The organism is Bradyrhizobium sp. in8p8 (assembly GCF_000426845.1).
In the GTDB taxonomy this organism is placed as follows: Bacteria; Pseudomonadota; Alphaproteobacteria; order Rhizobiales; family Xanthobacteraceae; genus Bradyrhizobium; species Bradyrhizobium japonicum_C.
Genome location: NZ_AUGD01000001.1, coordinates 277,706 through 301,389, shown reverse-complemented (window position 1 = coordinate 301,389; position 23,684 = coordinate 277,706). Strand labels below are relative to the sequence as shown.

Annotated in this window: 26 protein-coding genes; 14 read left to right on the top strand and 12 right to left on the bottom strand. The window is 62.4% G+C overall.

The window, feature by feature from the left end; translation table 11 throughout:
• Positions 1–79: 79 nt before the first annotated feature.
• On the bottom strand, positions 80–778 hold the full coding sequence (locus K408_RS0101450; RefSeq protein WP_024337489.1) for a pirin family protein: 699 nt from the start codon (positions 776–778) through the stop codon (positions 80–82).
• 132 nt (positions 779–910) lie between these two features.
• Between K408_RS0101450 and K408_RS0101445 the strand changes: the two genes are divergently transcribed.
• Entirely contained in the window at positions 911–1,846 is a 936-nt protein-coding gene (locus K408_RS0101445) for a LysR family transcriptional regulator (RefSeq protein WP_024337490.1), read from the top strand.
• Between the two features lie 40 nt (positions 1,847–1,886).
• On the opposite strand, the gene K408_RS0101440 is transcribed toward K408_RS0101445, so the two are convergent.
• Positions 1,887–2,144, bottom strand: coding sequence for a hypothetical protein (locus K408_RS0101440; RefSeq protein WP_024337491.1), 258 nt, complete (start codon positions 2,142–2,144; stop codon positions 1,887–1,889).
• A 778-nt stretch (positions 2,145–2,922) separates the two neighbouring features.
• Between K408_RS0101440 and K408_RS0101435 the strand changes: the two genes are divergently transcribed.
• A complete protein-coding gene (locus K408_RS0101435) occupies positions 2,923–3,267 on the top strand; it encodes a hypothetical protein (RefSeq protein WP_024337492.1) in 345 nt (114 codons plus the stop codon).
• Positions 3,268–3,273: 6 nt separating this feature from the next.
• Here K408_RS0101435 and K408_RS0101430 read toward each other — a convergent pair whose 3' ends face one another.
• From K408_RS0101430 to K408_RS0101415, 5 genes are all read right to left on the bottom strand, one after another.
• On the bottom strand, positions 3,274–3,741 hold the full coding sequence (locus tag K408_RS0101430) for a YbaK/EbsC family protein (protein ID WP_024337493.1): 468 nt from the start codon (positions 3,739–3,741) through the stop codon (positions 3,274–3,276).
• A 25-nt stretch (positions 3,742–3,766) separates the two neighbouring features.
• On the bottom strand, positions 3,767–4,498 hold the full coding sequence (locus K408_RS0101425) for a haloacid dehalogenase type II (RefSeq protein WP_024337494.1): 732 nt from the start codon (positions 4,496–4,498) through the stop codon (positions 3,767–3,769).
• Positions 4,499–5,044: 546 nt separating this feature from the next.
• Positions 5,045–5,335, bottom strand: coding sequence for a hypothetical protein (locus K408_RS0101420; protein WP_024337495.1), 291 nt, complete (start codon positions 5,333–5,335; stop codon positions 5,045–5,047).
• Positions 5,336–5,386: 51 nt separating this feature from the next.
• Positions 5,387–5,656: a DUF1488 family protein gene (locus tag K408_RS37460; RefSeq protein WP_035697758.1), complete on the bottom strand. Its 270-nt coding sequence runs from the start codon at positions 5,654–5,656 to the stop codon at positions 5,387–5,389.
• 221 nt (positions 5,657–5,877) lie between these two features.
• Complete coding sequence (locus K408_RS0101415) at positions 5,878–6,774, bottom strand: transglutaminase family protein (protein WP_024337496.1); 897 nt, start codon at positions 6,772–6,774, stop codon at positions 5,878–5,880.
• Positions 6,775–7,012: 238 nt separating this feature from the next.
• On the opposite strand from K408_RS0101415, the gene K408_RS0101410 reads away from it, so the two are divergent.
• Positions 7,013–8,017, top strand: a complete 1,005-nt coding sequence (locus K408_RS0101410) for an alpha/beta fold hydrolase (RefSeq protein WP_024337497.1) — start codon at positions 7,013–7,015, stop codon at positions 8,015–8,017.
• A gap of 129 nt (positions 8,018–8,146) precedes the next feature.
• Here K408_RS0101410 and K408_RS0101405 read toward each other — a convergent pair whose 3' ends face one another.
• The gene (locus tag K408_RS0101405) at positions 8,147–8,404 is read right to left on the bottom strand and encodes a hypothetical protein (protein ID WP_024337498.1); all 258 of its coding nucleotides are present in this window, start codon (positions 8,402–8,404) and stop codon (positions 8,147–8,149) included.
• Positions 8,405–8,819: 415 nt separating this feature from the next.
• Here K408_RS0101405 and K408_RS40860 point away from each other — a divergent pair, with 415 nt between their 5' ends.
• Together K408_RS40860 and K408_RS0101400 are read left to right on the top strand one after the other, a co-directional pair.
• Complete coding sequence (locus K408_RS40860; protein WP_080654822.1) at positions 8,820–9,035, top strand: DUF2934 domain-containing protein; 216 nt, start codon at positions 8,820–8,822, stop codon at positions 9,033–9,035.
• Between the two features lie 635 nt (positions 9,036–9,670).
• Entirely contained in the window at positions 9,671–10,651 is a 981-nt protein-coding gene (locus K408_RS0101400) for a sensor histidine kinase (protein WP_155248252.1), read from the top strand.
• A gap of 133 nt (positions 10,652–10,784) precedes the next feature.
• On the opposite strand, the gene K408_RS0101395 is transcribed toward K408_RS0101400, so the two are convergent.
• The gene (locus tag K408_RS0101395) at positions 10,785–11,669 is read right to left on the bottom strand and encodes an amidohydrolase family protein (RefSeq protein WP_024337500.1); all 885 of its coding nucleotides are present in this window, start codon (positions 11,667–11,669) and stop codon (positions 10,785–10,787) included.
• Positions 11,670–11,979: 310 nt separating this feature from the next.
• Here K408_RS0101395 and ykgO point away from each other — a divergent pair, with 310 nt between their 5' ends.
• The 3 genes from ykgO to K408_RS0101380 all read left to right on the top strand — a co-directional run bounded on the left by ykgO (position 11,980) and on the right by K408_RS0101380 (position 13,246).
• Complete coding sequence (gene ykgO, locus K408_RS0101390; protein WP_006611362.1) at positions 11,980–12,105, top strand: type B 50S ribosomal protein L36; 126 nt, start codon at positions 11,980–11,982, stop codon at positions 12,103–12,105.
• A 123-nt stretch (positions 12,106–12,228) separates the two neighbouring features.
• Positions 12,229–12,861: a tetratricopeptide repeat protein gene (locus K408_RS0101385; RefSeq protein WP_024337501.1), complete on the top strand. Its 633-nt coding sequence runs from the start codon at positions 12,229–12,231 to the stop codon at positions 12,859–12,861.
• A gap of 124 nt (positions 12,862–12,985) precedes the next feature.
• A complete protein-coding gene (locus K408_RS0101380; protein ID WP_024337502.1) occupies positions 12,986–13,246 on the top strand; it encodes a hypothetical protein in 261 nt (86 codons plus the stop codon).
• Positions 13,247–13,339: 93 nt separating this feature from the next.
• Here the strand turns inward: K408_RS0101380 and K408_RS0101375 are convergent, their stop codons facing one another.
• Positions 13,340–13,522 (bottom strand): hypothetical protein, encoded by a 183-nt coding sequence (locus K408_RS0101375; RefSeq protein ID WP_024337503.1) that lies wholly within the window; start codon positions 13,520–13,522, stop codon positions 13,340–13,342.
• Positions 13,523–13,847: 325 nt separating this feature from the next.
• Here K408_RS0101375 and K408_RS0101370 point away from each other — a divergent pair, with 325 nt between their 5' ends.
• Positions 13,848–14,804 carry an alpha/beta fold hydrolase gene (locus K408_RS0101370; RefSeq protein ID WP_024337504.1) on the top strand — a complete coding sequence of 319 codons (957 nt, stop codon included), beginning with the start codon at positions 13,848–13,850 and terminating at the stop codon, positions 14,802–14,804.
• Between the two features lie 40 nt (positions 14,805–14,844).
• On the opposite strand, the gene cycA is transcribed toward K408_RS0101370, so the two are convergent.
• Positions 14,845–15,240 carry a cytochrome c-550 CycA gene (gene cycA / locus K408_RS0101365; protein ID WP_024337505.1) on the bottom strand — a complete coding sequence of 132 codons (396 nt, stop codon included), beginning with the start codon at positions 15,238–15,240 and terminating at the stop codon, positions 14,845–14,847.
• Positions 15,241–15,514: 274 nt separating this feature from the next.
• Between cycA and K408_RS0101360 the strand changes: the two genes are divergently transcribed.
• The 5 genes from K408_RS0101360 to K408_RS0101340 all read left to right on the top strand — a co-directional run bounded on the left by K408_RS0101360 (position 15,515) and on the right by K408_RS0101340 (position 21,487).
• A complete protein-coding gene (locus K408_RS0101360) occupies positions 15,515–17,008 on the top strand; it encodes an FAD-linked oxidase C-terminal domain-containing protein (RefSeq protein ID WP_024337506.1) in 1,494 nt (497 codons plus the stop codon).
• 52 nt (positions 17,009–17,060) lie between these two features.
• The gene (locus K408_RS0101355; protein ID WP_024337507.1) at positions 17,061–18,299 is read left to right on the top strand and encodes an FAD-binding protein; all 1,239 of its coding nucleotides are present in this window, start codon (positions 17,061–17,063) and stop codon (positions 18,297–18,299) included.
• Entirely contained in the window at positions 18,296–19,618 is a 1,323-nt protein-coding gene (gene glcF, locus K408_RS0101350; protein WP_024337508.1) for a glycolate oxidase subunit GlcF, read from the top strand. Before K408_RS0101355 ends, glcF begins: the two co-directional genes overlap by 4 nt.
• An 84-nt stretch (positions 19,619–19,702) precedes the next feature.
• Positions 19,703–20,080 (top strand): hypothetical protein, encoded by a 378-nt coding sequence (locus tag K408_RS0101345; protein ID WP_024337509.1) that lies wholly within the window; start codon positions 19,703–19,705, stop codon positions 20,078–20,080.
• Between the two features lie 390 nt (positions 20,081–20,470).
• Positions 20,471–21,487, top strand: a complete 1,017-nt coding sequence (locus K408_RS0101340; RefSeq protein WP_024337510.1) for a TorF family putative porin — start codon at positions 20,471–20,473, stop codon at positions 21,485–21,487.
• Positions 21,488–21,748: 261 nt separating this feature from the next.
• Here K408_RS0101340 and K408_RS0101335 read toward each other — a convergent pair whose 3' ends face one another.
• Entirely contained in the window at positions 21,749–23,506 is a 1,758-nt protein-coding gene (locus K408_RS0101335; protein WP_024337511.1) for an ABC transporter ATP-binding protein/permease, read from the bottom strand.
• Positions 23,507–23,684 lie beyond the last annotated feature (178 nt).

Here is a 23,684-nt window from a genome sequence, read left to right as displayed (position 1 = left end):
AAGTTTGGAAAAGCTCCTTGCGAAAGGGTTGGATGCCCGGCTCGAGGCTGGGCATGACGGGTTGGGGTGCAGGTAGTGCTTACGCCGCGTCGACGAGCACGAGCTCGGAATCTTCCAGGGCCGTGATCTTCAGCCTGGCTTCGTCGCGGATCGCGGCGCCGTCGCGGGCATTGACGCGCACACCGTTGATCTCGACCGCGCCCAGCGCCGGAACCAGATAGAGATGCCGCGAGGTCTGCGGCTCGTACTCCGCGCTTTCGCCTGCCCTCAGCGTGGTCGCGAGCACGCGAGCGTCTGCGCGGATCGGCAGCGCGTCGGTATCGTCCGCAAAGCCGCTGGCGATGGTGACGAGCTTGCCGGAGCGATCCGCCTTCGGAAACGGCTTCGAGCCCCAGGTCGGCTGTCCCCCGCGCTCGGTCGGCTCGATCCAGATCTGGAAGATCCGTGTCCTGGTCGGCTCGAGATTGTACTCGGAGTGACGGATGCCGCTGCCGGCGCTCATCACCTGCACGTCGCCGGCTTCAGTCCGGCCCTCGTTGCCGAGGCTGTCCTGATGCGTGATCGCGCCCTCGCGCACATAGGTGATGATCTCCATGTTGGCGTGGGGATGAGCGGGAAAGCCGGTGTTCGGCGCGATCTCGTCGTCATTCCAAACCCGCAGTGCCCCGTGGCCCATATTGTTCGGGTCGTAGTGGCTCGCGAAGGAGAAATGATGCTTGGCCTTGAGCCAGCCGTGGTCGGCGCCGCCGAGCTTTGCGAAGGGTCTGAGTTCGATCATCTGCGTGGGTCCTCGGTGAACGAATGAGCAGTTCGACTGCGATTGACCCCTTGGATAAGCGCTCGCTCATGGTGTAGAAATAGAAACTATTGAAACGCATTGTTTCTAAAAATATCCAGACTGGATCTGCCCATGGCCAAACTCCCGGATTTCGAGGCGCTCGCGATCTTCGCCAAGGTCGTGGAATTGCGTTCCTTTGCGGGTGCTGCGAGCGAGCTCGCGATGTCCAAGGCGACGGTATCCAAGGCGGTGACCCGGTTGGAGGAGCGGCTCGGCGCTCGTCTGTTCAACCGCACCTCGCGCCGGCTCGCGCTGACTGATGCCGGCCACAAGCTGGCCGAACGCGCGACGCGCCTGTTGGCTGACGGCGAGGCTGCCGAGAACGAGGCGCTCGCGCAATCGATCGCACCACGCGGCCTGGTGCGGCTCGCGGTGCCGATGACGTTCGGCATCAAGGCCGTGGCGCCGCTGCTGCCGGAGTTCTTTGCGACCTATCCGGAAGTCTCGGTCGATCTGCATCTGAGCGATGCGACCGTCGATCTGATCGGGGAGGGCTTTGACATGGCGGTGCGGATCGCGCGGCTGCCGGACTCCTCGCTGATCGCGCGGCGGCTCTTCACCATGCCCCGCTACACCGTCGCCGCACCGTCCTATCTCAAGCGCCACGGACGGCCGACGCATCCGATGCATCTCGCCGAGCACAAGTGCTTCAGCTATGCCTATCTGTCGACGCCCAATGTCTGGCACTACACCAATTCGGCCGGTGAGCAGGCCAGCGTGCGTCCGGGTGGCCAGCTTCGCGTCAACAATGGCGAAGCCGTGATGCCGGCGCTCATCGCGGGGCTCGGCATCGCCGAGCTGCCTGAATTCATCGTCGGCGAGGCCATTTCCTCCGGCGAGGTCGAAGTCATCCTGAAGGACTGGAAGCAGGCCGAAGGCGCCGTGCACCTGGTGGCGCCCCCCGGCGGCCCGCGTCCCGCTCGCGTCGAGGCGCTCGGCGATTTCCTCGCGGCGAATCTGCCGGGCATGTGCAAGCGGCGGACGCGCGGAAAGGCGAAGACGGCATAGAGTGGGCCGCTTCCGCGGGCGCCCGCAATGAGGTGTTGGGCTAAGCCACTTTCTCGCCGTCGATCGCGACAATGCGCAGGCTCGGCTTCAGCGTCTGCTCCAGTTGCGACTTCAGCTCGTGAACGCGCGGATCGCTCGAACGCTTCGCGCAGACCGCATATTGATGGACGGACTGCGCCAGCGCGCGCCGCGCCTCCGGCGTTTGCGTCAATTCGGGCTTCGCGAGCCGCAGAATGATCGCGGCAAGGTTGACCAGCATCTCGTCCAAGGCGACGTCAACGGTTGCGAGTTTTCCCATGGCGCACTCCCTGGGAGGGGCAACGGTTGCCTCAGCCATGCGTTCCCGGCTCGGCCGAACGTGGTTAACGCCTGGTAAACATCTTGTTCGTGCCGATCGCGCGCGTGGTGGTCGATGCCCGGCAAAATGCAAAGTGAACAGGGCAGATTCAAGATTCGCTGCGAAGGCCGCCAGCGCCGGACTAGGCATCAGCTGCAGCGGCATGAGCGAGCGGCGCCAGCGCGGTTGTAACGAGCAGCCTGTTGTGCAGGATGCCGACAACGCCGGTCCGTGCGTGGGCTGGCCTTGTAGTCGGCATCGGTGATCCCCTCATTGCACTCGCGCAAGTGCTAGCGAGAATGCGGCGATCGTTTCTTGGCGTCAGGCGAAACGGGCTGTGGTCGAAGGCGCAGGGCGCTGGTTTGCGCCGGAGCTGTTGCGATAAGGCCACGGATGGTCGCGCGGGGAAGCGGCCTGGTGTCGTGACAAATGGACCGAAGCGAAATCCGCATGGCTTTGCGCGCCACCTTCGCCCTCGGGCTTCAACGACGTTCCTGTTTTCCGTCGAACCCCGTCCCCGGCGCTTTGGAGTGACGCCTGCGGACGCGAGATGGCGGCAGACGGAAACGGGCCGCCGCTGACAAACGTCCTGCCCCTCAGGCGATTTGCGTCCGGTTTGCGCCCCACGGAAGCCGACGCCGGCGAGTTCCGGTTGCGTCTTCACGTTTATTTGTTGAGCCAGAACCTTTGCCCGCTTCATCGATTAGGCAGGCTTCACATGATCGGGAAGGATTGCAGGATGCGAACGGAGCTGGCCTTGCTGGGTGTGGCGCTTGCTATCGGGGGCATCGGAGCGCAGAGCGCTGCGTCCGCGCAGGAATATCGCGGCACGATGGAACAGCAGATGGCCTGCACACCGGACGTGTGGCGGCTGTGCAGCGATCAGATCCCGGACGTGAACCGCATCGTCGCGTGCCTGCAGCAGAACACGCCGCAGCTCTCCAGCGGCTGCCGTGGCGTGTTCCAGTCCAACAATCAGGTGCAGCCGCAGCAGCCGACGCCGCGCAATCGCGTCACGCCCCCGCCACGCTACAATGCTGCGCCTCCGCCCACTCAGCCGCAGCCTTACGATGAGGATGAATAACTTCCTCTAGGGTCTATGCTCGCAGACGTCGACCCATTCAGCCGCGGTCAGCTCCGCCATCCGCTCCGGCGTGATGCGCACCGCGCTGTGGGTCGAGCCTGCGGCCGGCACCACGACGTCGAACGCCTTCAGGGAGACGTCGCAATAGACCGGCAGCGGCGACTTCAGTCCGAACGGGCAGACGCCGCCGACCTCGTGGCCGGTGATGTCGGCGACCTCCTCCAGCCCCAGCATCTTCGGCTTGCCGCCGAACTGCGCCTTGACCTTCTTGTTGTCCATGCGCGAGGTGCCGCTGGCGACGATCAGGATCACGCGCTCGCCGATGCGCAACGACAGCGTCTTGGCGATGCGGCCGGGCTCGACGCCATAAGCTTCGGCCGCCAGTGCCACCGTCGCGGAGCTGATCGGGGATTCGATGACTGAGATGTCGGGGGCATTCTCGGCGAAAAAAGCGCGAACGGATTCCAGGCTCATTCCAATCTCATGGGCGCGACGACACTTAGGCGATTCTCGGCAGTTCGGAGAGCGAGCGGATCCGATGGTCCGGCGCAAAGCCGAGCTCGTCCATCTGGGTGCGGATCGCCTTGAACATCGTCAGCGGTGCCACGGCTTCGTTCTCGACGCAAGCCAGCGCCATGGCTTCGGGCGTCACCCGATCGATCCAGGCGACGTTCAATCCGAACGATTTCGCTCCGGCGGCGTCCCAGGGATTGGAAGAGACGAACAGGACCTCGTTCGGCGCGGTGCCGAGCACCTCGCCGATCAGCTCATAGGCTTGCGGGCTCGGCTTGAAGATCTTCTTCGCGTCGACGCTGATGGTCGCATCGAGCAGAGCCTCCAGGCCCGAATTGCGCACGAGCGCATCGAGCATGTCCGGGCTGCCGTTGGAGAGGATGGCGAGCTTGCGCGGTCTCAGGGCCGCAAGCGTTGCAGTCGCATCCGGATAGAGATCAAGGTGCAGATATTTCTCGATCACGCGCTCGAACACCTCGCTCTCGTAGGCCAAGCCGAGCACACGCAGCGTATAGGCAAGCGAGTCGCGGGTGATGGCAGCAAAGTCCAGATAGCGCCGCATCAGAGAGCGCAGCCAGGTGTATTCGAGCTGCTTGATGCGCCAGACCTGGGTGATGATCTCGCCATAGCCCGGAAACGCATCCTCGGTGATCTCAGCGACCGACTGGATGTCGTAGAGCGTCCCGTAGGCGTCGAAGACGACGGCTTTCAAGCTCATCGGCTGTCCTTCCGTGTGGTTGTCGTTACAAGCTCGGCAGCTTACCAAAGAAAAGCGGAAGCTTGTGACTGCAAGTACGGTCGGCGGCTTGTGACCGAAACGGACGTAGGCTGTGACAATGCGAACCACGTTTCAAGCAGGTAGGAACGACTCCGCGAGCGAAAGGATTGAAAGGTCGGTCTGTGCCGTGATCTAGACACGGCATCCACCCGGGACGACCCGTCGTCAGACGCGCGTTTGGCGACGGGCCGGTTCTCGTTCCCCCCCGCAGCCCGCACCGAGCGGGTTCCTGACCTTCAAAAGAACTTTGTGACGATCGAGGACTATGAGAGGGTTGTTGAGGCGTCGGGCTTCGATGACAGCCATTTGCACTTGGCCAGGAACCCTCCCTCCTCTTGAGCGCTTTCGCTAGGGATGCGCTTCTATTTCTCTCAACCCGGGGACCTGCCGGCAGGGGTGGAGTGACTCGGCCCTGAGAGAAGCAGCCAAGAGAGCCCTCCATTTTGCATCTCGATATGGAAGCACATCATATTGGGAGCGCATCGCTCATGGGATCGGCGCTTCCGGCCGCACGTTGAGCCTTGCGAGCTCACGGCGCTCGGCATCGGACAATTGCCAATCCTCGCATTGAGTGAAGAGCTGTTCGAAAACGTCGTGTAGCTTGCTCCGGGCGACCTTTACCATCTCCGTGTCGTCAAATTCGCGAGAGTTGAGGAAGATCGGCAAGGTAAAACTGGTTTGATCGCGCTCAAATCGAAACGTTAGACCCATATCCTCACCTCGCTCATTCGGCGAGATCATCTCAATGCGTGCGAGTGTGATCTTGAAGTTGCTCATTCATTCAACCTGCGGAAGCATGGGCCGAAAGCAAATCGGGTTTATTGTTCATCAGGCCCCTTTTGAGAATTGGTTGGCGACAAGATCATAAGAGCCCCTGCTGCCGCGCACATAAACCTTTGCGGCTGTGGCGCAGATCACATCACGATTGCGGTCAAATGCATTCAGGAAATCAGCTTCGTGACAGGCACCCGGCTGAAGTCGTTTTAAGGCGTCTTCCTCAATGAAGAATGATGCCTCAATCGCGCTGTCTGAGCCCCAGAAATGCACCGCACGTCTCGTCCGGTCATACGAGCGGCTTTGATTTGGAAACTCGATCATACGGCGGTCCAATTCAGGTTAGCAGGCGTCTCGTCGTGCGATGTTCGAAGAAGGTAGCTGCCCGTCTGCCGTCACCGTCACCACATGCTCTCAAGAGACTGGCTAAGCCGGCGCTTGATGCGGTGCAATGGCAATCGGAAATTGATTGATCCGCCGCGATGAGCAACACTCAGCTACTCCAATACAATCGGCTTGCGACGAAGAAGTTGCTCGGTCGCGAGCTATGAGGTGACCAGAACCTCCACTGACATGCCGGCGAAGGCATGGGTGCTGCCGATGTAGCTGCCGGATACAGGGGCAATCTGGCGGATGTCGCGGGCTACCGCGATGGGAACCAAGTTGAAGCCGCCTAAGCTGCGGTTTGTTGGGTCAAAGGTGATCCAGCCCGCTCCCGGTACGAAGATCTCGGCCCACGCATGCGTTGACCCTGCTCCGCCGGAGCCCGCACTTTGCTGGCTCGGGCTGTACAGATAGCCGGAAACGATCCTCGCTCCGAAACCCAGTACGCGGGCCGCTTCGGTGAACAACACCGCCAGATCCCGGCATGAACCCCAGCCACGGCTCAAGGTCTCCAGCGGAGTTTGGGTGCCTTCCTCGTCACGGCTCTGATATCGGACAGCTTCCGAAGTCCCAACGCTTAGGTCCTTGAGCAGCGCCAATGTGTCGGTCTGGCTTCCGCGAACAAACATTCGTGCCCAGTTTCGCAACGTTCCTTCGGGGTCCGCGAACTGCGGACTGGCCAAGGCGCCAAGATCGGCCCAATCATGATCGGAATAGAAGAAGGGGTAGGATGTTGCAGAGACGGCGATGTCGAAAATCGGCCACTCGACCGAAGCGAGCTGAAGCTTGGCAACGCTGGAGATCACCAGAGTGCTCGCCTTCGTGGCAAACGTTGCCGTCGTGACTGTATTCCCGAACACATCGCTGGCCCAGCTCAGGACCGCATCGGGCGACGCCGAGATCCGGCTGGACAGCAGCCGAACATCTCGGCTTTCGCGCGGGCGAAGCATAAGGCGATGAGGAAGAAGGCCTACCGGTTCGTCGAAGCGACAGGTCGTCGTATGCTGATGTCCAGGGTGATCAACGGCAACTCCCGCCGGCAGCCGCGCTGGCTCCAAGTCGGCCTACTCCGAAGATGGCGAACCGCCGGGAACGACGCTGATAGCTGCTATATATGGCTGCGAGGAAGAAGCGCCAGAGAGCCGGCTTCAACTAGTCGGCGCTGGTTCCGAGCGCTCGACTGCTTGCAGTCACGTCTGCTTTGACCGAGGAACGAAGCGGCGGCCTGTCCGTTCATTTCACCTGCAACATTTCTCAATGCCTGAGGCATCGTGCAGACCCGGAGAGGTGGTGCCAATGACTGTCCCGCATGTTCGTTTTCCAAGAATCCTGTCCAAGTGTCTCGTCGCATTCCAGCGTCACCCTGCGCTTGCCACCGTTGCTGGCGCGGCCACTCTCATGGCGGGCGCTGCGCTCATAAACCGGAAGCTTGCGAAGAAGGCGCAACGCGACAATCCTCCACAAGGGCGATTCATCGAGGTCAACGGCGTCCGGCTGCACTATGTTGAACGCGGCAATGGTCGGCCTCTCGTTCTCTTCCACGGGAACGGCAGCATGATTCAGGATTTCCAATCGAGTGGCTTGATTGATCGCGCGGCTGAAACCTACCGGGTGATCGTGTTCGACCGGCCTGGCTTCGGACATAGCCTCCGACCCCGCAACGTCGTTTGGACCCCGGAAGCGCAAGCGGATCTGTTCAAGGTTGCACTTGATCAGTTGAATGTCGACCGCGCGATCGTGCTCGGGCATTCGTGGGGAGCGTCTGTCGCGGTAGCGCTCGCGATCCGGCACCCGTCTTCGGTCGAAGCCTTGGTGCTTGCGTCGGGCTACTATTTCCCCACCGCTCGGAGCGATTCAGCGACCTCCCTGTTGCCCGCGACGCCGGGACTAGGGGACATCATCAGCTACACCGCCTCGCCGCTCCTCGGTCGCTTGATGTGGCCTGCGATGTTGAAGAAGCTGTTCGGCCCGCAGTCGGCTCCTGGGAAGTTTGCCGGTTTTCCCAGAGACATGGCACTGCGACCGGGGCAGATGCGTGCCGGCGCCGCAGAAGCAGCTTTGATGGTCCCCGGTGCGTTCTCGGCTGAAAAGACCTACAGCGAACTTGGGATGCCTACGATCATCATTGCGGGTGAAGGGGATCGCTTGATTGATATCAATGAGCAATCGGCCAGGCTTCATGGAGAGGTCAAGCAAAGTAAACTGCACCGCATCACCGGAGTGGGTCATATGATTCACCAGTCTGCAATGCCTGACGTCATGGCGGCCATCGACGAAGCTGCTGCACAGACGGTGCATTAGGCAGATTGGATTCGCGCTCGCGCAGGTCCCTGGCATTGTTCTCGATCTCGGCCAGCGCACGGCGAAGATCTGTTGCCTACTGCGCCGCCTTGCAGCGGTGCTTGTCGAACTCGACGGGGATGTCGGTCATCAGCGGTTCACGTCGGTGCGCTGAGCGTCCGCGAGGTCGACCGAACTGATCGCGCGTATCTCCGTCGCGCCCTGCACGTCTTTGGACGGCACCGTGATCATGGTGGCGACACGGCGCCAAGCCGCGAACGAAAGTCCATCGATCATCTCCTCGTCGGTGACGACCTCATAGCGGCCTGCCGGCAACTCGCGCGCAATGCCGCGGATGTGGAACGGATGCTTGAATGTGACGGTTTCCCGCCGCGAACGGATGGTCATGCGCGCCTGCCTTCTTGTGAGAGCGTCCCCGACCGGCACCGGCGATCAGGACCTTGGGCTTTGTGCGTGGCAATAGCCAGCACTATCGAGCCATCGGGGCGCGCGGCGTTTAGTCCTCGCTATTGGCGTGATGCAAGCGTAGGGTCGTATCCACCACCGTATCTTCCGCTACGGCTTCGACCGGTGACTGAGAGTCACGTGCGCTCTCGCCGAGAACCGGTCATTGAAGCACGACCACGTCGTGCTCGCGCAGGAGCGTGCGATTTGGCATTGTTGGACCTCGGAATGGATCGTTCCGCCAATCGTGGTTCCCGTGTTCCTGCTGCTTCTCGTTGTGCAGCGGCACTCTTCCATAGCTAGCGCGACACGTTCTTATCGCGTGACCTCGTAGCCGAACACTCAAAGGGATGAATGCATGTCCGACCAAGGCGTTACAAGTCTCGGAGACGGAGGAGAGGATGGCACCGCTCTTGAAGGACGGATCCGTGAGCGGGCCCACCATCTTTGGGAATTGGAGGGCCGACAGGAAGGAAGGGACGAAGAATATTGGCATCGGGCTGAGGAGCAATTGCAATCCGATGCGCAGGCGGCATATCCGCCATCTGCGTCCCGGGGGCACAGGACCTCATAGGGAAGTCCGTTGCGGGAATGTCCACAATTGCCCATCAGCGAAGTTGAGCAATGCTTGACTGAGGTGCGCTCATCGCGGGAGCGCGCGCGTCGCCCGCGCTACCGGCCTAAGTTGACTTAGAAGTGGCCCGATTTCGTTCCCGTATCTGGAGCCGTCTGTCCGCCGCAGCGGCATACTTGAGAATGCCCAGACACTTCCTCCACGTCCACAAGGTGCCCAAGCCATGACGGGGGATTGCCGGATGACAAGGCGGCATGGCGGGCGGCGACGACCTTTCGCAGGCGCTCCGTTCAGGACGTCGTTGGCAAGTCCCGGCCGGACGAAGAATGGAGCCTCGGGGTGAGGACGAAGCCCGCAAACTGCTTCATCAGCATTGAGTCGTGAAAGTAAGCCGCCCTTTGGCTTATTCTCAAAGCGGTCACCCGGCTACATCGGAACCGCCCGTCAGTGCAGGGGACGAGTTGCGGTTGCAGCGTCACTACGGCTGCTTTGCTGTGGAATTCTGTATCTATCTTGAGGGAACCAGCGCCTAGTGAATCCATCACCGGCACATCATGGCGCCTTCACTTCGGATGAGGACGCGCCTTACCTGAATCAGCGGGAAAACTAAACCAATGTCTCCTCGAGACGTGAGCATGCCCGTATGGCACGAAAAGCACCTCCGGGCCGCGACGCGCGCCGCCGGCGTCGCATTGTGGTCTTGGAACGTCGACACTGACGCGATCACGATGGACGAGGCCGCATATGATCTTTGGGATGTTCCGAAGGAAGAACGGACAATTACCTTCGAAATACTGTCCAGGAATATTCATCCTGCCGATCTCGAAAGGGTCAGGTCGGCCTTTTCGGCAACGCGAGCGGTAGTGGGCGCTTATGAGATCGATTTTCGTATCTTATCTGGAGGCGATGTTCGCTGGATCTCCGCCCGGGGCCAAGGGGACGATGCTGACATCGCAGAACGAGTTATGTTCGGTATCTTCCTTGATGTCACCCAACGCAAGCAGGCCGAGGAAGCAAATGAACTGCTGGCGGGGGAGATGAGCCATCGGGTGAAGAATCTTTTGACGATTGCGACGGCCCTTACCCAAATCACATCCCGCTCGGCCGAAACAAAAGAAGAGATGGCACAGGAACTGACCAGTCGCCTGATCGCCCTAGGCCGTGCTCAAGACCTCATTCGTCGAATACCCGGTCAGAAGACCGGGGCCACGCTTCTCGGCGATCTCATCTCTGTCCTGCTCGCACCGTACGATGAGAAGGGAGCTAGTGTTCGTATTCGCGTTTCGGTCCCCAAGATGACCGTGGGAGAGAGCTCGAGCACGGCACTAGCCCTCGTGATCCACGAACTGGCGACAAACTCTGCGAAATACGGCGCATTGTCTGTTTCGAGTGGCACCTTGGACGTTTCATGCAACGCCCATGAAGACGAAGTTGTGGTCATGTGGACCGAACGCGGCGGCCCTCCGGTGGTCGCGCCAACAAAGCTGCACGGCTTCGGAAGCAAGATGGTGCACCGGAGCATGGCTTCACAGCTTGGCGGCACCATAGCTTTCGAGTGGTCAGACGAGGGTGTGGTTGTCGCCTTGCGAATGAGCAAACACAGTCTCGCCGATTGAACCGCTGCAATCCTGCGCCCGCTCATTACAGCCGGTGCCTGGCCGCGGGCGAATTGGAATAGTGAGCCACGCTTCAGGCCGACGTCGAGCCCAAGCGCAAAGCAAACAGGTTCAACCCAAACTCATGCCGCCACTAGATCCCCAACAGCTTGCGCGCGTTGGCCTTCAGCACCTTCGGCCGGATCTCGTCGCGGATGTCGATCTTGGCGAAGTCCGACAGCCAGCGGTCCGGCGTGATCACCGGCCAGTCCGAGCCGAACAGCATCTTGTCCTGCAGAATCGAGTTGATGTAGCGCACCAGGATCGGCGGAAAATACTTTGGCGACCAGCCGGAGAGGTCGATGTAGACGTTCGGCTTGTGGGTCGCGACCGACAGCGCCTCTTCCTGCCAGGGGAAGGAGGGGTGTGCGAGGATGATCTTGAGATCGGGGAAGTCGGCCGCGACGTCGTCCATGTACATGGGGTTGGAATATTTCAGCCGCATGCCCATGCCGCCCGGCATGCCGGAGCCGACGCCGGTCTGGCCGGTGTGGAACAGCGCGATCGCGCCGCCATTGTTGATCTCTTCATAGAGTGGATAGGCCATGCGGTCGTTGGCATAGAAGCCCTGCATGGTCGGGTGGAATTTGAAGCCGCGCACGCCGTATTCCTCGATCAGCTTGCGCGCCTCGCGCGCGCCCAGCTTGCCCTTGTGCGGGTCGATCGAGACGAAGGGGATGAGGACGTCCAGATGCTCGGAGGCGATCTCCAGCATCTCCTCGTTCTTGTAGCGGCGGAAACCGGTCTCGCGCTCGGCATCGACAGGGAAGATCACGGCGGCGATGTTCTTCGAGCGGTAGTAGGCCGCGGTCTCCGGCACCGTCGGCGGATGCTTGTGCGGCGACTTGAAATACTCCGCCATCTGCGCCTGGAAATCGTCGTAGCCGTCGTCGGGATGCGTGCCGCAGGGCTCCTCGGCATGGGTGTGGATGTCGATGGCGACGACATCGTCGATGTTTGGCAGCTTCAGCTTCGGCATGGGTGTCCTCCCGACGTGTTGCCGAATTGATTATAGTATATAACGAATTTGGCAAGGCGTCGCGGGAGGCCTTTGAAGTCATTGCCAGAAAATCCGGCCGATCCGGCCGCTTCTACAGTGCATGGGGTTGTTTTCACGGATTGCCGGTCCGGCGCGGCCAGTTAACATTGACATCACCTCCCGCCATGCCTTAAGAACCGCCCCGTCCCGGGCGGTCGGTCCGCCGGCGGGAAAGATCCCATTTTGCCACATTCGCGCGTGCCGAAACGGTAGTGCCGAAAACGGCCTTTCGAACGTTCAGGATTCTGCCATGAAGGTCCGTAACTCGCTGAAATCACTGCGCGGTCGCCATCGCGCCAACCGCCTGGTCCGCCGCAAGGGCCGGGTCTATGTGATCAACAAGGTGCAGCGCCGCTTCAAGGCTCGCCAGGGCTGATCCGCCCTAAGGCTGATCTTGCCCTGCCGGGCGCCGTCAGGCGCTCCGCAAGACTACGCTCTCACACGAGTTTGACGCCGCCCTTGCTTGGCAAGGGCGGCTTTGCGCGTTTAGACTTTCACGATGACAATCAGATTCCCCTTCGTCCGCGCGCTGTGTCTGGCCCTTGTGCTGGGAACCGCCGGCGTGGCTCCAGCCCTGGCGCAGCAGGTTGAGCCGCCCGGCAAACAGAAGAAGCTCCCGGAAGCGCCTGCCAAGCTGCCCAAGGTCGATCGCAGCAAGAATCTCGACTTCCTGTTCGGCGCGTTGAAGGCGGCCCCCGACGAGGCCAGCGCCAAGCACGTCGAGGCGCGGATCTGGGCGGTCTGGCTGCAGACACCGAGCGACACTGCGGCGCTTCTGATGGCACGGGCCAAGACCGCGGTCGACGCGAAGAAGATCGAGGTTGCGATCAAGCTCCTGGATTCGGTCATCAAGCTCAGGCCGGATTACATCGAGGCATGGAACCGGCGTGCGACGCTCTATTACATGCAGAACGACTATGGCCGCTCTCTTTCGGACATCCAGCAAGTGCTGATCCGGGAGCCGCGCCATTTCGGCGCGCTCGCTGGTCTCGGCATGATCATGCAGGAGGTCGGCAACGAGAAGCGCGCACTTGATGCCTATCGCAAGGCGCTCGCCGTCAATCCCCACCTCGAAAAGATACCCGATCAGGTCAAGGCGCTGACCGAGAAGGTCGAGGGCCGCGACATCTAGCCTACAACTCGATCATTTCTTGAGCGATTGCAGCCGTCGCCGATTAACCACGATCGCAGCCGTCGCGCAGCGGGGCTGTTGCGCGGCGCTTTGCAGGCCTACGTCCACGGCAGGAGCGAAAGCCATGAAGCGTTTGATGGTCGCAGCTGTCTTGCTGCTCGGGTCGGGAACGGTGAGCTTCGCCGACGGACTGTTCTGGGTGGTCGGCAACCGCGCCACCGGAAAATGCAATATCGTGACCAGCAATCCGGTCATCGCCGGCGACATCTTCTTCGGCGACGGTCCCTACAAGTCAAGGGCGGATGCCAAGCTTGCCCGCTCGACGATCCGCGTCTGTCCCGCAGTCACGCCCGAGGACGAAAAGGAGGAAGACGGGACGAACTAGCCCGCGCGCCGAGCATGATCCGGAAACGTGTGCGGCGGTCTCTTTCGACGAGATCACGCTCAAGAGAGAGCCTGAAGTGCGATCGATCGCACTTCAATGCAGGACGTTGCCGCCGCGCTCGACAAGGCCGCGATCGGCCGCTGCGGCGTAAGCCCTTGCAAGCTCGGTCTCGAGATGCTCGTTGATCAGGAGCAGCGCCCGCACCGCACCGCGCAGGTCGCCATTGCAACTCGCGACGATTTCGTCGATCGCAGTGTCGCTTGATCTGAAGCTCATTGAGGTTCTCCGGTTCAACCAGGACAAATCCTGCCGGTCTTTCCCGCATCTCTGAGGTTGCGAGGCGGATCGGCGCCCATCCGCGCGTAGATGGCGGAACCGACCGTGGCGATTATATGGACGCCGCGATGACGACTGCATGAAGCTATCCCGGGCCGGCGCGCGCGTTGGGAGAGCCGCTGATTTCGTTGAGTTTTTTCGTTTTGAATTATGCACATATCCACAGCCCCGGCATTTACAGTGGAAGCGAAAAAGGCCGGCGGCGAAACTGCCGTCCGATCGCTCTCGTAACTGCCCTGTGCCCAGGATCACCCGGATTCGCTCGATGATCGTGATGTCAGCCGTGACGGCGCTGGTTCTGCTGGCCCTGGTCACGCAGGTGGGAATCGTCGCCGTGCAACGCGCCTTTCCGCCGCAGGGCCGGATGATCGAAGTCGACGGCGCGACGCTGCACGTCGTCGATCTCGGCCCGCGTGAGGCCGGCCTGCCGGTCGTGATGCTGCACGGCGCGAGTTCCAATCTCGAAGCGATGCGGCGGCCGCTCGGCGATATCCTCGCGGAGGACCGGCGCGTTGTTCTGATCGACCGCCCCGGCCATGGCTGGAGCTCGCGGGCGCGCCGGCAGGATTCGACACCGCAGATCCAGGCGCGGATGATCGACGAGGCGCTTCATAAGCTCGGGATCGATCGCGCGGTCTTCGTGGTGCATTCCTGGAGCGGTGCTCTCGGCGCGCGGATCGCGCTCGATCATCCGCACCGCGTTGCCGGTCTTGTGATGCTCGCGCCCGTCACTCATCCCTGGCGCGGCGGCGTCGGCCGCTACAACGAGATCATCGCAACGCCCGTGATCGGTCCGCTGCTCGCCTACACCATCACGCTGCCGCTCGGCTATGTTCTCGCTGAATCCGGCGCGCGCAATGTCTTCCTGCCGCAAACCATGCCGGATGGCTTCGTCAAGGACTCCGCGACGCCGCTGCTGCTGCGCCCCCGCGAATTCATCGCCAACGCCCATGATCTGGTGACGCTGAAGGAGGCCGTCGCCGCGCAAGTCGCGCGCTATGGCGAGATTTCCGCGCCGGTGACGATCATCGCCGGCGAGCCCGACAAGACGGTATCGACCAACATCCATGCGCGCCCGTTCGCGGCCATGGTGCCGAATGCGAAGCTGATCGTACGTCCCGGTCTCGGCCACATGGTGCAGAACGCCGTGCCGGATCTTGTGAAGGCGGAGATCGAGACCATGATCGGCAAGATCGTTCCGGCGCAGGCGGCCGCCGACTGAACCCGTTATCAAGCGATGTCAGCGGCCGCGTTTTGCGCGCTTACTGCTTGATCTTCCCGTCCTTGTCGTACTGGGCGATGAAGGCCCAGAGATTGGCGATCTCGGTCTCGTTCTTGATGCCGGCGAACGCCATCTTTGTGCCGGGGATCTTGGCCTTGGGGTCCTTGATGTATTCCTTGAACGTCGCCTCGTCCCAGGTGATGCCGGAATTCTTGTTCGCGTCCGTGTAGTTGTAGCCCTCAACGGTGCCCGACTTGCGGCCCTTGAGGCCATTGAGCTCGGGGCCGACCTTGTTCTTGGCGCCTTCGCCGATCGCGTGGCAGGCCAGGCACTTGTTGAACGATGTCTTGCCGGCCGCGACATCCTGCGCCATCGCGGCGGGAGCGGTGGCAATCGCGGTGAGGATCGTCAGTGCGCCAAAAGTCAGTTTTGTCATCGGGTGCTCTTCGTCTCTTCCCTGGTGGCTCTGGTCAGTCTCTTGCCTGATCGACAATCGCCGACCTGCCGCTTTTGGCAGGCCTGCTCGGCTTGGACAAGCCACCAAACCATGACAGGTTTCACGATTTCCTACTTGTCCCAGAGCGAACTCGCGGAACATCGTCGCTGCGACTTTCGGATGGCCTACCCAAACGGGCGCGGACGTGATTGATTTGTCGCGACAAATCGATCGTACGGCGTCAGCCGGAACGATATGCCATGAAGGACTTGATATGGCCATCATGATGCCTGCCAGCGACCAGGCCGTGCTCGCGCGGCGCGCGGAAATCATTGCTGCGTTGCGTGCGATCGTGCCCGGGGAAGGCGTGATCGACAGTGCCGCCGAGATGCGGGCCTACGAGTCCGACGGGCTGACCGCCTACCGGCAGCCGCCGATGGTCGTGGTGCTGCCGGATACGACGGAGCAGGTCTCGCTCGTCCTGAAATATTGTGCAGAGCAGAGCATCAAGGTGGTGCCGCGCGGCTCTGGCACCTCGCTCTCGGGCGGCGCGCTGCCGCTCGAGGACGGCGTGCTGTTGGGGCTTGGCAAGTTCAAGCGCATCCGCGAGATCGATTTCGACAACCGCGTCGTCGTCACCGAGCCCGGCGTCACCAATCTGGCGATCAGCCAAGCCGTCGCTCATGCCGGCTTCTATTATGCGCCCGATCCGTCCTCCCAGATCGCCTGCTCGATCGGCGGCAATGTCGCGGAGAATTCCGGCGGCGTGCATTGCCTGAAATACGGCATGACCACCAACAACGTGCTGGGCTGCGAGATTGTGCTGATGAGCGGCGAGATCCTGCGCATCGGCGGCAAGTCGGCCGAGAACCCCGGCTACGACCTGATGGGTGTCATCACGGGCTCCGAAGGTCTGCTCGGCGTCATCACAGAGATCACGGTGCGCATCCTGCAGAAGCCCGAGACGGCACGCGCATTGATGGTCGGCTTCGCCGAGGTCGAGGCCGCCGGCGAATGCGTGGCGCGCATCATCGGCGCCGGCATCATTCCGGGCGGCATGGAAATGATGGACAAGCCGGCGATCCACGCCGCGGAGGCCTTCGTGCATGCCGGCTATCCGCTCGACGTCGAAGCGCTCCTCATCATTGAACTCGACGGCCCCAAGATCGAGGTCGACGAGCTGATCGCGCGCGTCGAGGCCATCGCCAATGCGTGCGGCTCCACCACCTGCCAGATTTCGACGTCGGAGGCCGAACGCAACCTGTTCTGGGCGGGCCGCAAGGCCGCATTCCCGGCCGTGGGCCGCATCTCGCCCGATTATCTCTGCATGGACGGCACGATTCCCCGCGGCGCGCTGCCCAAGGCGCTGGCGCGCATCCGCGAGCTCTCGGAAAAATACCAGCTCGGCTGCGCCAACGTGTTCCACGCCGGCGACGGCAATCTGCACCCTCTCATCCTCTACGACGCCAACAAGCCCGGCGAGATCGAGCGCGCTGAAGCCTTCGGCGCCGACATCCTGCGCGCCTGCGTCGAGTTCGGCGGCGTGCTCACGGGCGAACACGGCGTCGGCATCGAGAAACGCGACCTCATGCCCGACATGTTCAGCGAGATCGACCTAAACCAGCAGCAGCGGCTGAAATGCGCCTTCGACTCACAGGGCCTGCTCAATCCCGGAAAGGTGTTCCCGACCCTGCACCGCTGCGCCGAGCTCGGTCGCATGCATGTGCACGCGGGCAAGCTGGCGTTCCCGGACATTCCGCGGTTCTAGTCTGCGCTGAACGAATTGCTTTCCCTCGCAAACTTCGCTACCGGCTTTTCCCGTGGATACGCTCAGAGTCAGAGACGCCAAAGACGTTGAAGAGGTGGTACGCGCGGCGATTGCGAACGAGCAGCCGCTCGAGATCATAGGCCATGGCAGTAAGCGCAGCATCGGCCACGCGATGGCGACCAATGCCGTGCTCGACGTCTCGGCCTTGAATGCCGTCACGTCCTACGAGCCAAATGAGCTGATCGTCACGCTCCAAGCCGGTGCGCCGCTGGGCGACGTGCAGTCGCTGATCGATGCCAAGAACCAGCAATTCGCCTTTGAGCCGATGAACACCGCTCCGCTGCTCGGCACGCCCATGTCAGGCACTATCGGCGGCATGATCGCGGCCGGGCTTGCCGGTCCACGGCGGATCAGGGCCGGGGGCGCGCGCGATCACCTGCTCGGGGCGCACGCCGTCTCCGGCTTTGGCGACAGCTTCAAGACCGGCGGCAAGGTGGTGAAGAACGTCACCGGCTACGACCTCTGCAAGCTTCTCGCCGGTTCCTGGGGCACGCTGTCGGTGATGACGGAGGTTACGCTCAAGGTGATGCCGAAGCCGGAAGCCGAGCGGACGCTGCTGCTGCGTGGGCTGGATGATGCCGCCGCCAACAAGGCCATGACCGCGGCGCTGGGCTCGCCCTTCGACGTCTCCGGTGCCGCGCATCTGCCGAAATCGGAACTCCGGGCCAAGGTCGAGGGGCTAGGCGACGTCGCGGGTGAGGGCGAGCCGCTGACCGTGCTGCGGCTCGAAGGGATCACGGCGTCTGTCGCGCACCGCGCCGGATCGCTGCGCGAACTGCTGGCGTCGTTCGGGACCGCGACCCTGGTCGAGGATGGCGCATCTGAGGCGCTGTGGACCACGATCCGCGATGTGCTGCCGTTCGCGGCGACCGGCGCGCTCGGCGCCTGGCCGGTGTGGCGGATCGTCTGCCCGCCGGCCTCGGGCGCGGCACTCGGCACCCAACTGGCCCGCGAGACGGGGGGCGATTTGATCTACGATTGGGGCGGCGGGCTGATCTGGGCGGCATTGCCGCCGAAGTCGGATGCCCATGCCCCGGTCGTGCGCGCACGCGTGAGTGCGGCCGGAGGACATGCCACGCTGATCCGGGCGGAAGAGGAGGTCAGGCGCGACGTCGATGTATTTCATCCGCAAGAGCCGGGCATCGCCGCGCTGAGCGAGAGGGTGCGCGCCAGCTTCGATCCGAAGGCCATTCTCAACCGGGGCCGCTTGAGCCGGGGCGCTACGGCATGAAGACCGAATTCTCACTGGCGCAGCTCGCCGACCCCGATATCGCGGAAGCCGACAAGATCCTGCGTGCTTGCGTCCATTGCGGCTTCTGCACCGCGACCTGTCCGACCTATGTTTTGCTCGGGGACGAGCTCGATAGCCCCCGCGGCCGCATCTACCTGATCAAGGAGATGCTGGAAAAGGACCAGGCGCCGACGGCCGAGGTGGTCAAGCATATAGACCGCTGCCTGTCGTGCCTTGCCTGCATGACGACCTGCCCCTCGGGCGTGAACTACATGCATCTCGTCGACCAGGCCAGGGTCCGCATCGAGCAGCGCTATCAGCGGCCCTTGACCGAGCGGCTGCTGCGCCGCGTGCTGGCCTTCGTGCTCCCGGATCCGCAGCGCTTCCGCCTCAGCATGTGGCTGGCGCGGCTCGCCCGTCCGCTGGGCGTCTTGTTGCCGACGCCCCGGCCTTCGGCCACACCCGGATTGATCCATCGCATCAAGGCGATGCTGGCGCTGGCGCCGAACCGGCTGCCACCGGCAGGGCCTGCTGCAGGCAGCGTGTTCGCAGCGCTCGGCAAGAAGCGCGGACGTGTGGCGCTGCTCCAGGGCTGCGCCCAGCAGGTGCTGGCGCCGCGCATCAATCAGGCCGCCATCAATCTGCTGACGCGCCACGGCATCGAGGTTGTCCTTGTCAGGGACGAGCAGTGCTGCGGCGCGCTGACCCATCACCTCGGCGACGACCAGGATGCCTTGGCGCGAGCTCGCGCCAATGTCGCGGCATGGCGGAAGGAAGCGGCCGGCGAGGGGCTCGATGCCATCCTCGTGACGACCTCGGGCTGCGGCACGGTCATCAAGGATTATGGCTATCTCCTGCGCGAGGAGGCCGCCTTCGCGGCCGATGCGGCCAAGGTGTCGTCGCTCGCCAAGGACATCACCGAATACGTCGCCGGCCTCGAACTCTCGACCGCCGCGCGGCAGGAGAACATCGTCGTCGCTTATCACTCGGCGTGTTCGTTGCAGCACGGGCAGAAAATCACGAGCCTTCCGAAAGAATTGCTTTCCAAGAATGGATTCGTGGTGAAAGATGTGCCGGAGAGCCATTTGTGTTGCGGTTCGGCGGGGACCTACAACATCCTCCAGCCTGAGCTTGCGGGTCGGTTGCGCGATCGCAAGGTCGCCAACATCGTGAGCGTCAAGCCGGATATGATTGCCGCGGGCAATATCGGCTGCATGGTGCAGATTGCCAGTGGCACGTCAGTTCCGGTCGTACACACGATTGAGCTTCTCGATTGGGCTACGGGCGGGTCGCGGCCGGCACTGAACGCGCAGGTTTGAGCTTTCAGAGCCTGAGCCTTCCTCCCGAGGTGACGACTGAAGACGCCCGATCGACCATTGTTCGGCGGCAACAGGAGGACCACGATGGCGAAAGCGAAGAAGAAGAAAAGCAAGAAGGCCAGAAAGGCCAAGAAGGCTGTAGCGGCCAAGAAAGCAACCAAGAAAGCAGCCAAGAAGTCCGCGAAAAGGTCGGCTAAGAAAGCTACGAAGAAGACTGCAAAGAAATCTGCCAAGAAGGCCGCCCCGAAGAAAGCCGCCAAGAAGGGCGCGGCAAAGTCGGCCAGGAAGGCCGCACCCAAGAAAGCCGCAAGGAAAGCGGCACCGAAGAAGGCGAAGGCAGCTCCTGCTCCGAAGCCGTCAGCACCGGCGGAAGCTCCGGCTGCCGAGCCTGCCGCCGAGACTAGCTGGGCGATGCCTTCGCCTTCTGCGGAGCCGGCGGCGGCTGCCGAGGGTCAGGGGTAGGTCGGACTTTCCGTCCCCTTGGAAGAACAGAAGGCCGCAGCGCCGGGCGCTGCGGCCTTTTTGCATCGTTGCAGGCAGGGTGGACCGCCGCGTTCCTCCGCGCGATCTGATTCGTGGCCCTGGGATCACGCCGGCCAACGATGTCCGGACTAACACGGGGCTCCTCTGCACTTTGGAATGCAAATAATGTGATCAAGAAGCCACACAGGCGGACAACCTTTCGTGAAACCGTCAAAACGCCCAAAAAGTCGGCAGATGCCCGCCCTTTTTGCTTCTCGGTTCACGCCCCTCAATTCAAATTGTCGCAGTCACGCAATTTTGCAGATGGGTCGTATGCCCCCGGGGGGCTTCCGGGATCCGACCGAGTAAGAACTGGCGATGGGGATCGAAATGAAAAAAGTGGCTTTGTTGGCAACGGCGCTGGCAATGGTGACGACGGGTTCGGCTTTCGCGGCGGATTTGCGTGTGAAGGCGCTGAAGGCCTCGCCGCCCCCGGCCTTCGACCCTTGGGATATCGCCTTCGGCGGCGCGATCATGAGCAACTACGTCTTCCGCGGCATCACCCAGTCGAACCACAAACCGTCGGTCGCCGCCTATTTCGAGCCGCGCTACAACGTCACCAAGGATCTCCAGCTCTATATCGGCCTCGCCGGTGAGAGCATCTCCTTCCCGAACCGCGCGGCGGCCGAGATCGATGTCTACGGCGGTATTCGCCCGACCTTCGGTGCGTTCGCCTTCGACATCGGCGTCTGGGGTTACCTGTATCCGGGTGGGACCTGCTATTACGGCGCAGCAACCGACACCGCCGGCAATCCGCTCAGCGCCGAGTGTGCCGCCAACGCCCTGCTCAACGGCAACGTCATGAAGAGGGATGTCAGCTTCTTCGAAGTCTACGGCAAGATGACCTACACGGTGAATGACAATTGGGCATTCGGCATCAGCGAGTTCTATTCGCCGAACTTCCTCAACACCGGGGCTTGGGGCAACTACACTTCGGTCACGGCCAAATGGATAGCGCCGAGCACCACCTTCGGCGCGAGCGGCGTCGGGATGTACGTGTCCGGCGAGTTCGGCCGTCAGTGGTTCGGCACCTCCGATTCGTTCTATGGCACGGGCATTGCCAGCCCGCTGGGTGGCGGCCCGTTCCCGAACGGCATCAAATATGCCGACTACAACACCTGGAATATCGGTGTCGGCTTCACCTACAAGGTCATGACGTTGGATCTCCGTTACTCCGACACCGACCTGAGCAGGGGTGATTGCAATGCCTTCACCAGCGACTATACCGCCGGCGGAACGACCAATGCGACCCCGATCAACCCCGGCGGAGCCGGCTCCAAGTGGTGCGGCGCGACCGGCATCGCCAAGCTCTCGTTCGATCTGACGGCGATGACCAACCTGAAGTAAGTTTCTTCCAAGCGACTTGGCGAGGGCGGCAGGGCAACCTGCCGCCCTTTTGCTTTGGCTGCGGTCTCTTCACGAAAGTCATGCCCGGGCTTGGCCCGGGCATCCACGTCCTTGGCAGCGCCGCACAACGAGCGCGCGGATGGCCGGGACGAGGCCGGCCATGGCGAAGCAGCAGCGGCAGCGAACAGCCACCGAGCGCCTTCTCGCCGGGAGGGACTTGGCTTCAATTCGGAGGAGAACAGATGCGGCTTGCGCTCCGCCTCAGCGCGCCGCGCTCGGCTCCGCTGCAGCCCGTTCACCGCCGAGGACATGGATTGTGCCATCTTTCACCAGCGCTACCTTGCGTGTGTGGAAGGCGTCGAGCGTCGAGCGGTGGCCGATCGAGACGATGGTGGCCTGCGGCAGCTTCTCCGCCAGCAGCCGGTAAAGCCGCGCCTCGGAGGGCTCGTCCAGCGAGGCGGTCGCCTCATCCAGGAACAGATAGTCCGGCATGTGCAGCAGCGCGCGCGCAAGCCCAAGGCGCTGCTGCTCGCCGAGCGACAGCATCCGATTCCAGTGACCCTCCTCTTCAAGCCGCTCTGCGAGGCCCGGCAGCCCGACCGCGATCAACGCGTCGCGCACTTGCGCTGGGGCGAACGCGCCGGGTGCTGCCGGATAGACCACGGCGTCGCGCAACATGCCGACTGGAAAATAGGGCCGCTGCGGCAGCATCATCAGCTTTGCCTTCTCCGGGATGACGACCGTGCCGGTGCCGAACGGCCAAACTCCGGCGATGGCCCGGAACAGCGTCGACTTGCCGGAGCCCGACGGTCCGGTCACCAACACGCGCTCCGACGTCTGAATGGCGAAGCTCTTGGCGGCGACCAGCGGCGTGCCGTTGGGCAGGTTCACGCAGAGCTGCTCGAGCTCGATATGGCCGCCGCTGCCGGCGACTTCCAGCGCGATCGCAGGCTCATGGAGCGGCAGGTTCGCGGCCGAATCGACCGACATTTCAAAGCCATCGAGGCGCGCAACGATCGACCGCCACTCCGCCAGCGACCGGTAAGCCGTGACGAAGAACGACAAGGCGCCCTGTACGCTGGAAAAGGCGGATGCGGTCTGCATCATGTCGCCAAGCTGGATCTTCTTGGCGAAGAATGCCGGGGCCACCAGCACGTAGGGAAAGATCACGGCGGCCTGCTGATAGCTGGCCGTGAACGCGGTGAGGCGTTTGGTCCGGCTCATGATGGCGTACCAGTTGGCGATCACGAAGCCGAAACGATCGAGCAGGCGGGCACGTTCGGCGCCTTCGCCGTTGAGCAGCGCGATCTGCTCGGAATTCTCGCGGACGCGGACGAGATTGAAGCGGAAGTCAGCCTCATAGCGTTGCTGTTCGAAGTTGAGGTTGACCAGCGGTGCGCCGATCCAATGCGTCAGCGCGGTGCCGAAGATCGCGTAGATCAACGCGCCCCAGCACAGATAGCCGGGAATCATGACATCGGTGCCGAACAGGCGCAGCGGTGCCGCGTTTGAAAGGCCCCAGAGGATGATCACGAAGGAGAACAGCGTCACGATCGACGAGAGCAGGCCGAGCCCGATGCTCAGCGTCTGCTCGACGAAGTTCTTGACGTCCTCGGTGATGCGCTGGTCCGGGTTGTCGGCCGCATCGCCCTTGAGCTGCATGCGGTAATGCGTGGCATTCTGCAGCCATTCGCCGAGATAGTGCCGCGTGAGCCATTGCCGCCAGCGAATCTGGAGCCACTGGTTGAGGTAAAGCTTGTAGACCGCGAGCGCGATATAGGTGAACGCGAGCGCGATAAAGATCCAGATCTCCCGCACGAAGGTGTCCCAGTCGCTGGTCTGGAGCGCGCTGTAGAACCGGTTCTGCCACTGGTTCACCAGCACATCGATCGCGACCAGTGCCAGTTCCATCGCGACCACCGCGGCGAGCAGGCCGCGCCCGGCCCATTTGTCCTCGGATCGGAAATAGGGGGCGGCGATTCGCCAGACGATCGCGAGCGTGGCGCTGATGTTCTTCACAGAGCAGGGTCTCCTCAGGGAATGCGTGTATAGCGGCCCAGGGCCAAGGACTTGAGGCAATTTTGGAAACGGGTGCGGTTAGACCAAAGTCGCAAGCTCTACAATTTGCGGTGGATTGTCGCACCTGGCGACCCTAGCATGGGGCTCGACTGCGCGGGTGGATGCTCAGGGACTTTCG

Excerpts from the sequence above, each read along its gene's own strand:
- K408_RS0101450 (WP_024337489.1), bottom strand. The coding sequence starts at position 778 with ATGATCGAACTCAGACCCTTCGCAAAGCTCGGCGGCGCCGACCACGGC.
- K408_RS0101445 (WP_024337490.1), top strand. The coding sequence starts at position 911 with ATGGCCAAACTCCCGGATTTCGAGGCGCTCGCGATCTTCGCCAAGGTC.
- K408_RS0101440 (WP_024337491.1), bottom strand. The coding sequence starts at position 2,144 with ATGGGAAAACTCGCAACCGTTGACGTCGCCTTGGACGAGATGCTGGTC.
- K408_RS0101435 (WP_024337492.1), top strand. The coding sequence starts at position 2,923 with ATGCGAACGGAGCTGGCCTTGCTGGGTGTGGCGCTTGCTATCGGGGGC.
- K408_RS0101430 (WP_024337493.1), bottom strand. The coding sequence starts at position 3,741 with ATGAGCCTGGAATCCGTTCGCGCTTTTTTCGCCGAGAATGCCCCCGAC.
- K408_RS0101425 (WP_024337494.1), bottom strand. The coding sequence starts at position 4,498 with ATGAGCTTGAAAGCCGTCGTCTTCGACGCCTACGGGACGCTCTACGAC.
- K408_RS0101420 (WP_024337495.1), bottom strand. The coding sequence starts at position 5,335 with ATGAGCAACTTCAAGATCACACTCGCACGCATTGAGATGATCTCGCCG.
- K408_RS37460 (WP_035697758.1), bottom strand. The coding sequence starts at position 5,656 with ATGATCGAGTTTCCAAATCAAAGCCGCTCGTATGACCGGACGAGACGT.
- K408_RS0101410 (WP_024337497.1), top strand. The coding sequence starts at position 7,013 with ATGACTGTCCCGCATGTTCGTTTTCCAAGAATCCTGTCCAAGTGTCTC.
- K408_RS0101405 (WP_024337498.1), bottom strand. The coding sequence starts at position 8,404 with ATGACCATCCGTTCGCGGCGGGAAACCGTCACATTCAAGCATCCGTTC.
- K408_RS40860 (WP_080654822.1), top strand. The coding sequence starts at position 8,820 with ATGTCCGACCAAGGCGTTACAAGTCTCGGAGACGGAGGAGAGGATGGC.
- K408_RS0101400 (WP_155248252.1), top strand. The coding sequence starts at position 9,671 with ATGCCCGTATGGCACGAAAAGCACCTCCGGGCCGCGACGCGCGCCGCC.
- K408_RS0101395 (WP_024337500.1), bottom strand. The coding sequence starts at position 11,669 with ATGCCGAAGCTGAAGCTGCCAAACATCGACGATGTCGTCGCCATCGAC.
- ykgO (WP_006611362.1), top strand. The coding sequence starts at position 11,980 with ATGAAGGTCCGTAACTCGCTGAAATCACTGCGCGGTCGCCATCGCGCC.
- K408_RS0101385 (WP_024337501.1), top strand. The coding sequence starts at position 12,229 with ATGACAATCAGATTCCCCTTCGTCCGCGCGCTGTGTCTGGCCCTTGTG.
- K408_RS0101380 (WP_024337502.1), top strand. The coding sequence starts at position 12,986 with ATGAAGCGTTTGATGGTCGCAGCTGTCTTGCTGCTCGGGTCGGGAACG.
- K408_RS0101375 (WP_024337503.1), bottom strand. The coding sequence starts at position 13,522 with ATGAGCTTCAGATCAAGCGACACTGCGATCGACGAAATCGTCGCGAGT.
- K408_RS0101370 (WP_024337504.1), top strand. The coding sequence starts at position 13,848 with ATGATCGTGATGTCAGCCGTGACGGCGCTGGTTCTGCTGGCCCTGGTC.
- cycA (WP_024337505.1), bottom strand. The coding sequence starts at position 15,240 with ATGACAAAACTGACTTTTGGCGCACTGACGATCCTCACCGCGATTGCC.
- K408_RS0101360 (WP_024337506.1), top strand. The coding sequence starts at position 15,515 with ATGGCCATCATGATGCCTGCCAGCGACCAGGCCGTGCTCGCGCGGCGC.
- glcF (WP_024337508.1), top strand. The coding sequence starts at position 18,296 with ATGAAGACCGAATTCTCACTGGCGCAGCTCGCCGACCCCGATATCGCG.
- K408_RS0101345 (WP_024337509.1), top strand. The coding sequence starts at position 19,703 with ATGGCGAAAGCGAAGAAGAAGAAAAGCAAGAAGGCCAGAAAGGCCAAG.
- K408_RS0101340 (WP_024337510.1), top strand. The coding sequence starts at position 20,471 with ATGAAAAAAGTGGCTTTGTTGGCAACGGCGCTGGCAATGGTGACGACG.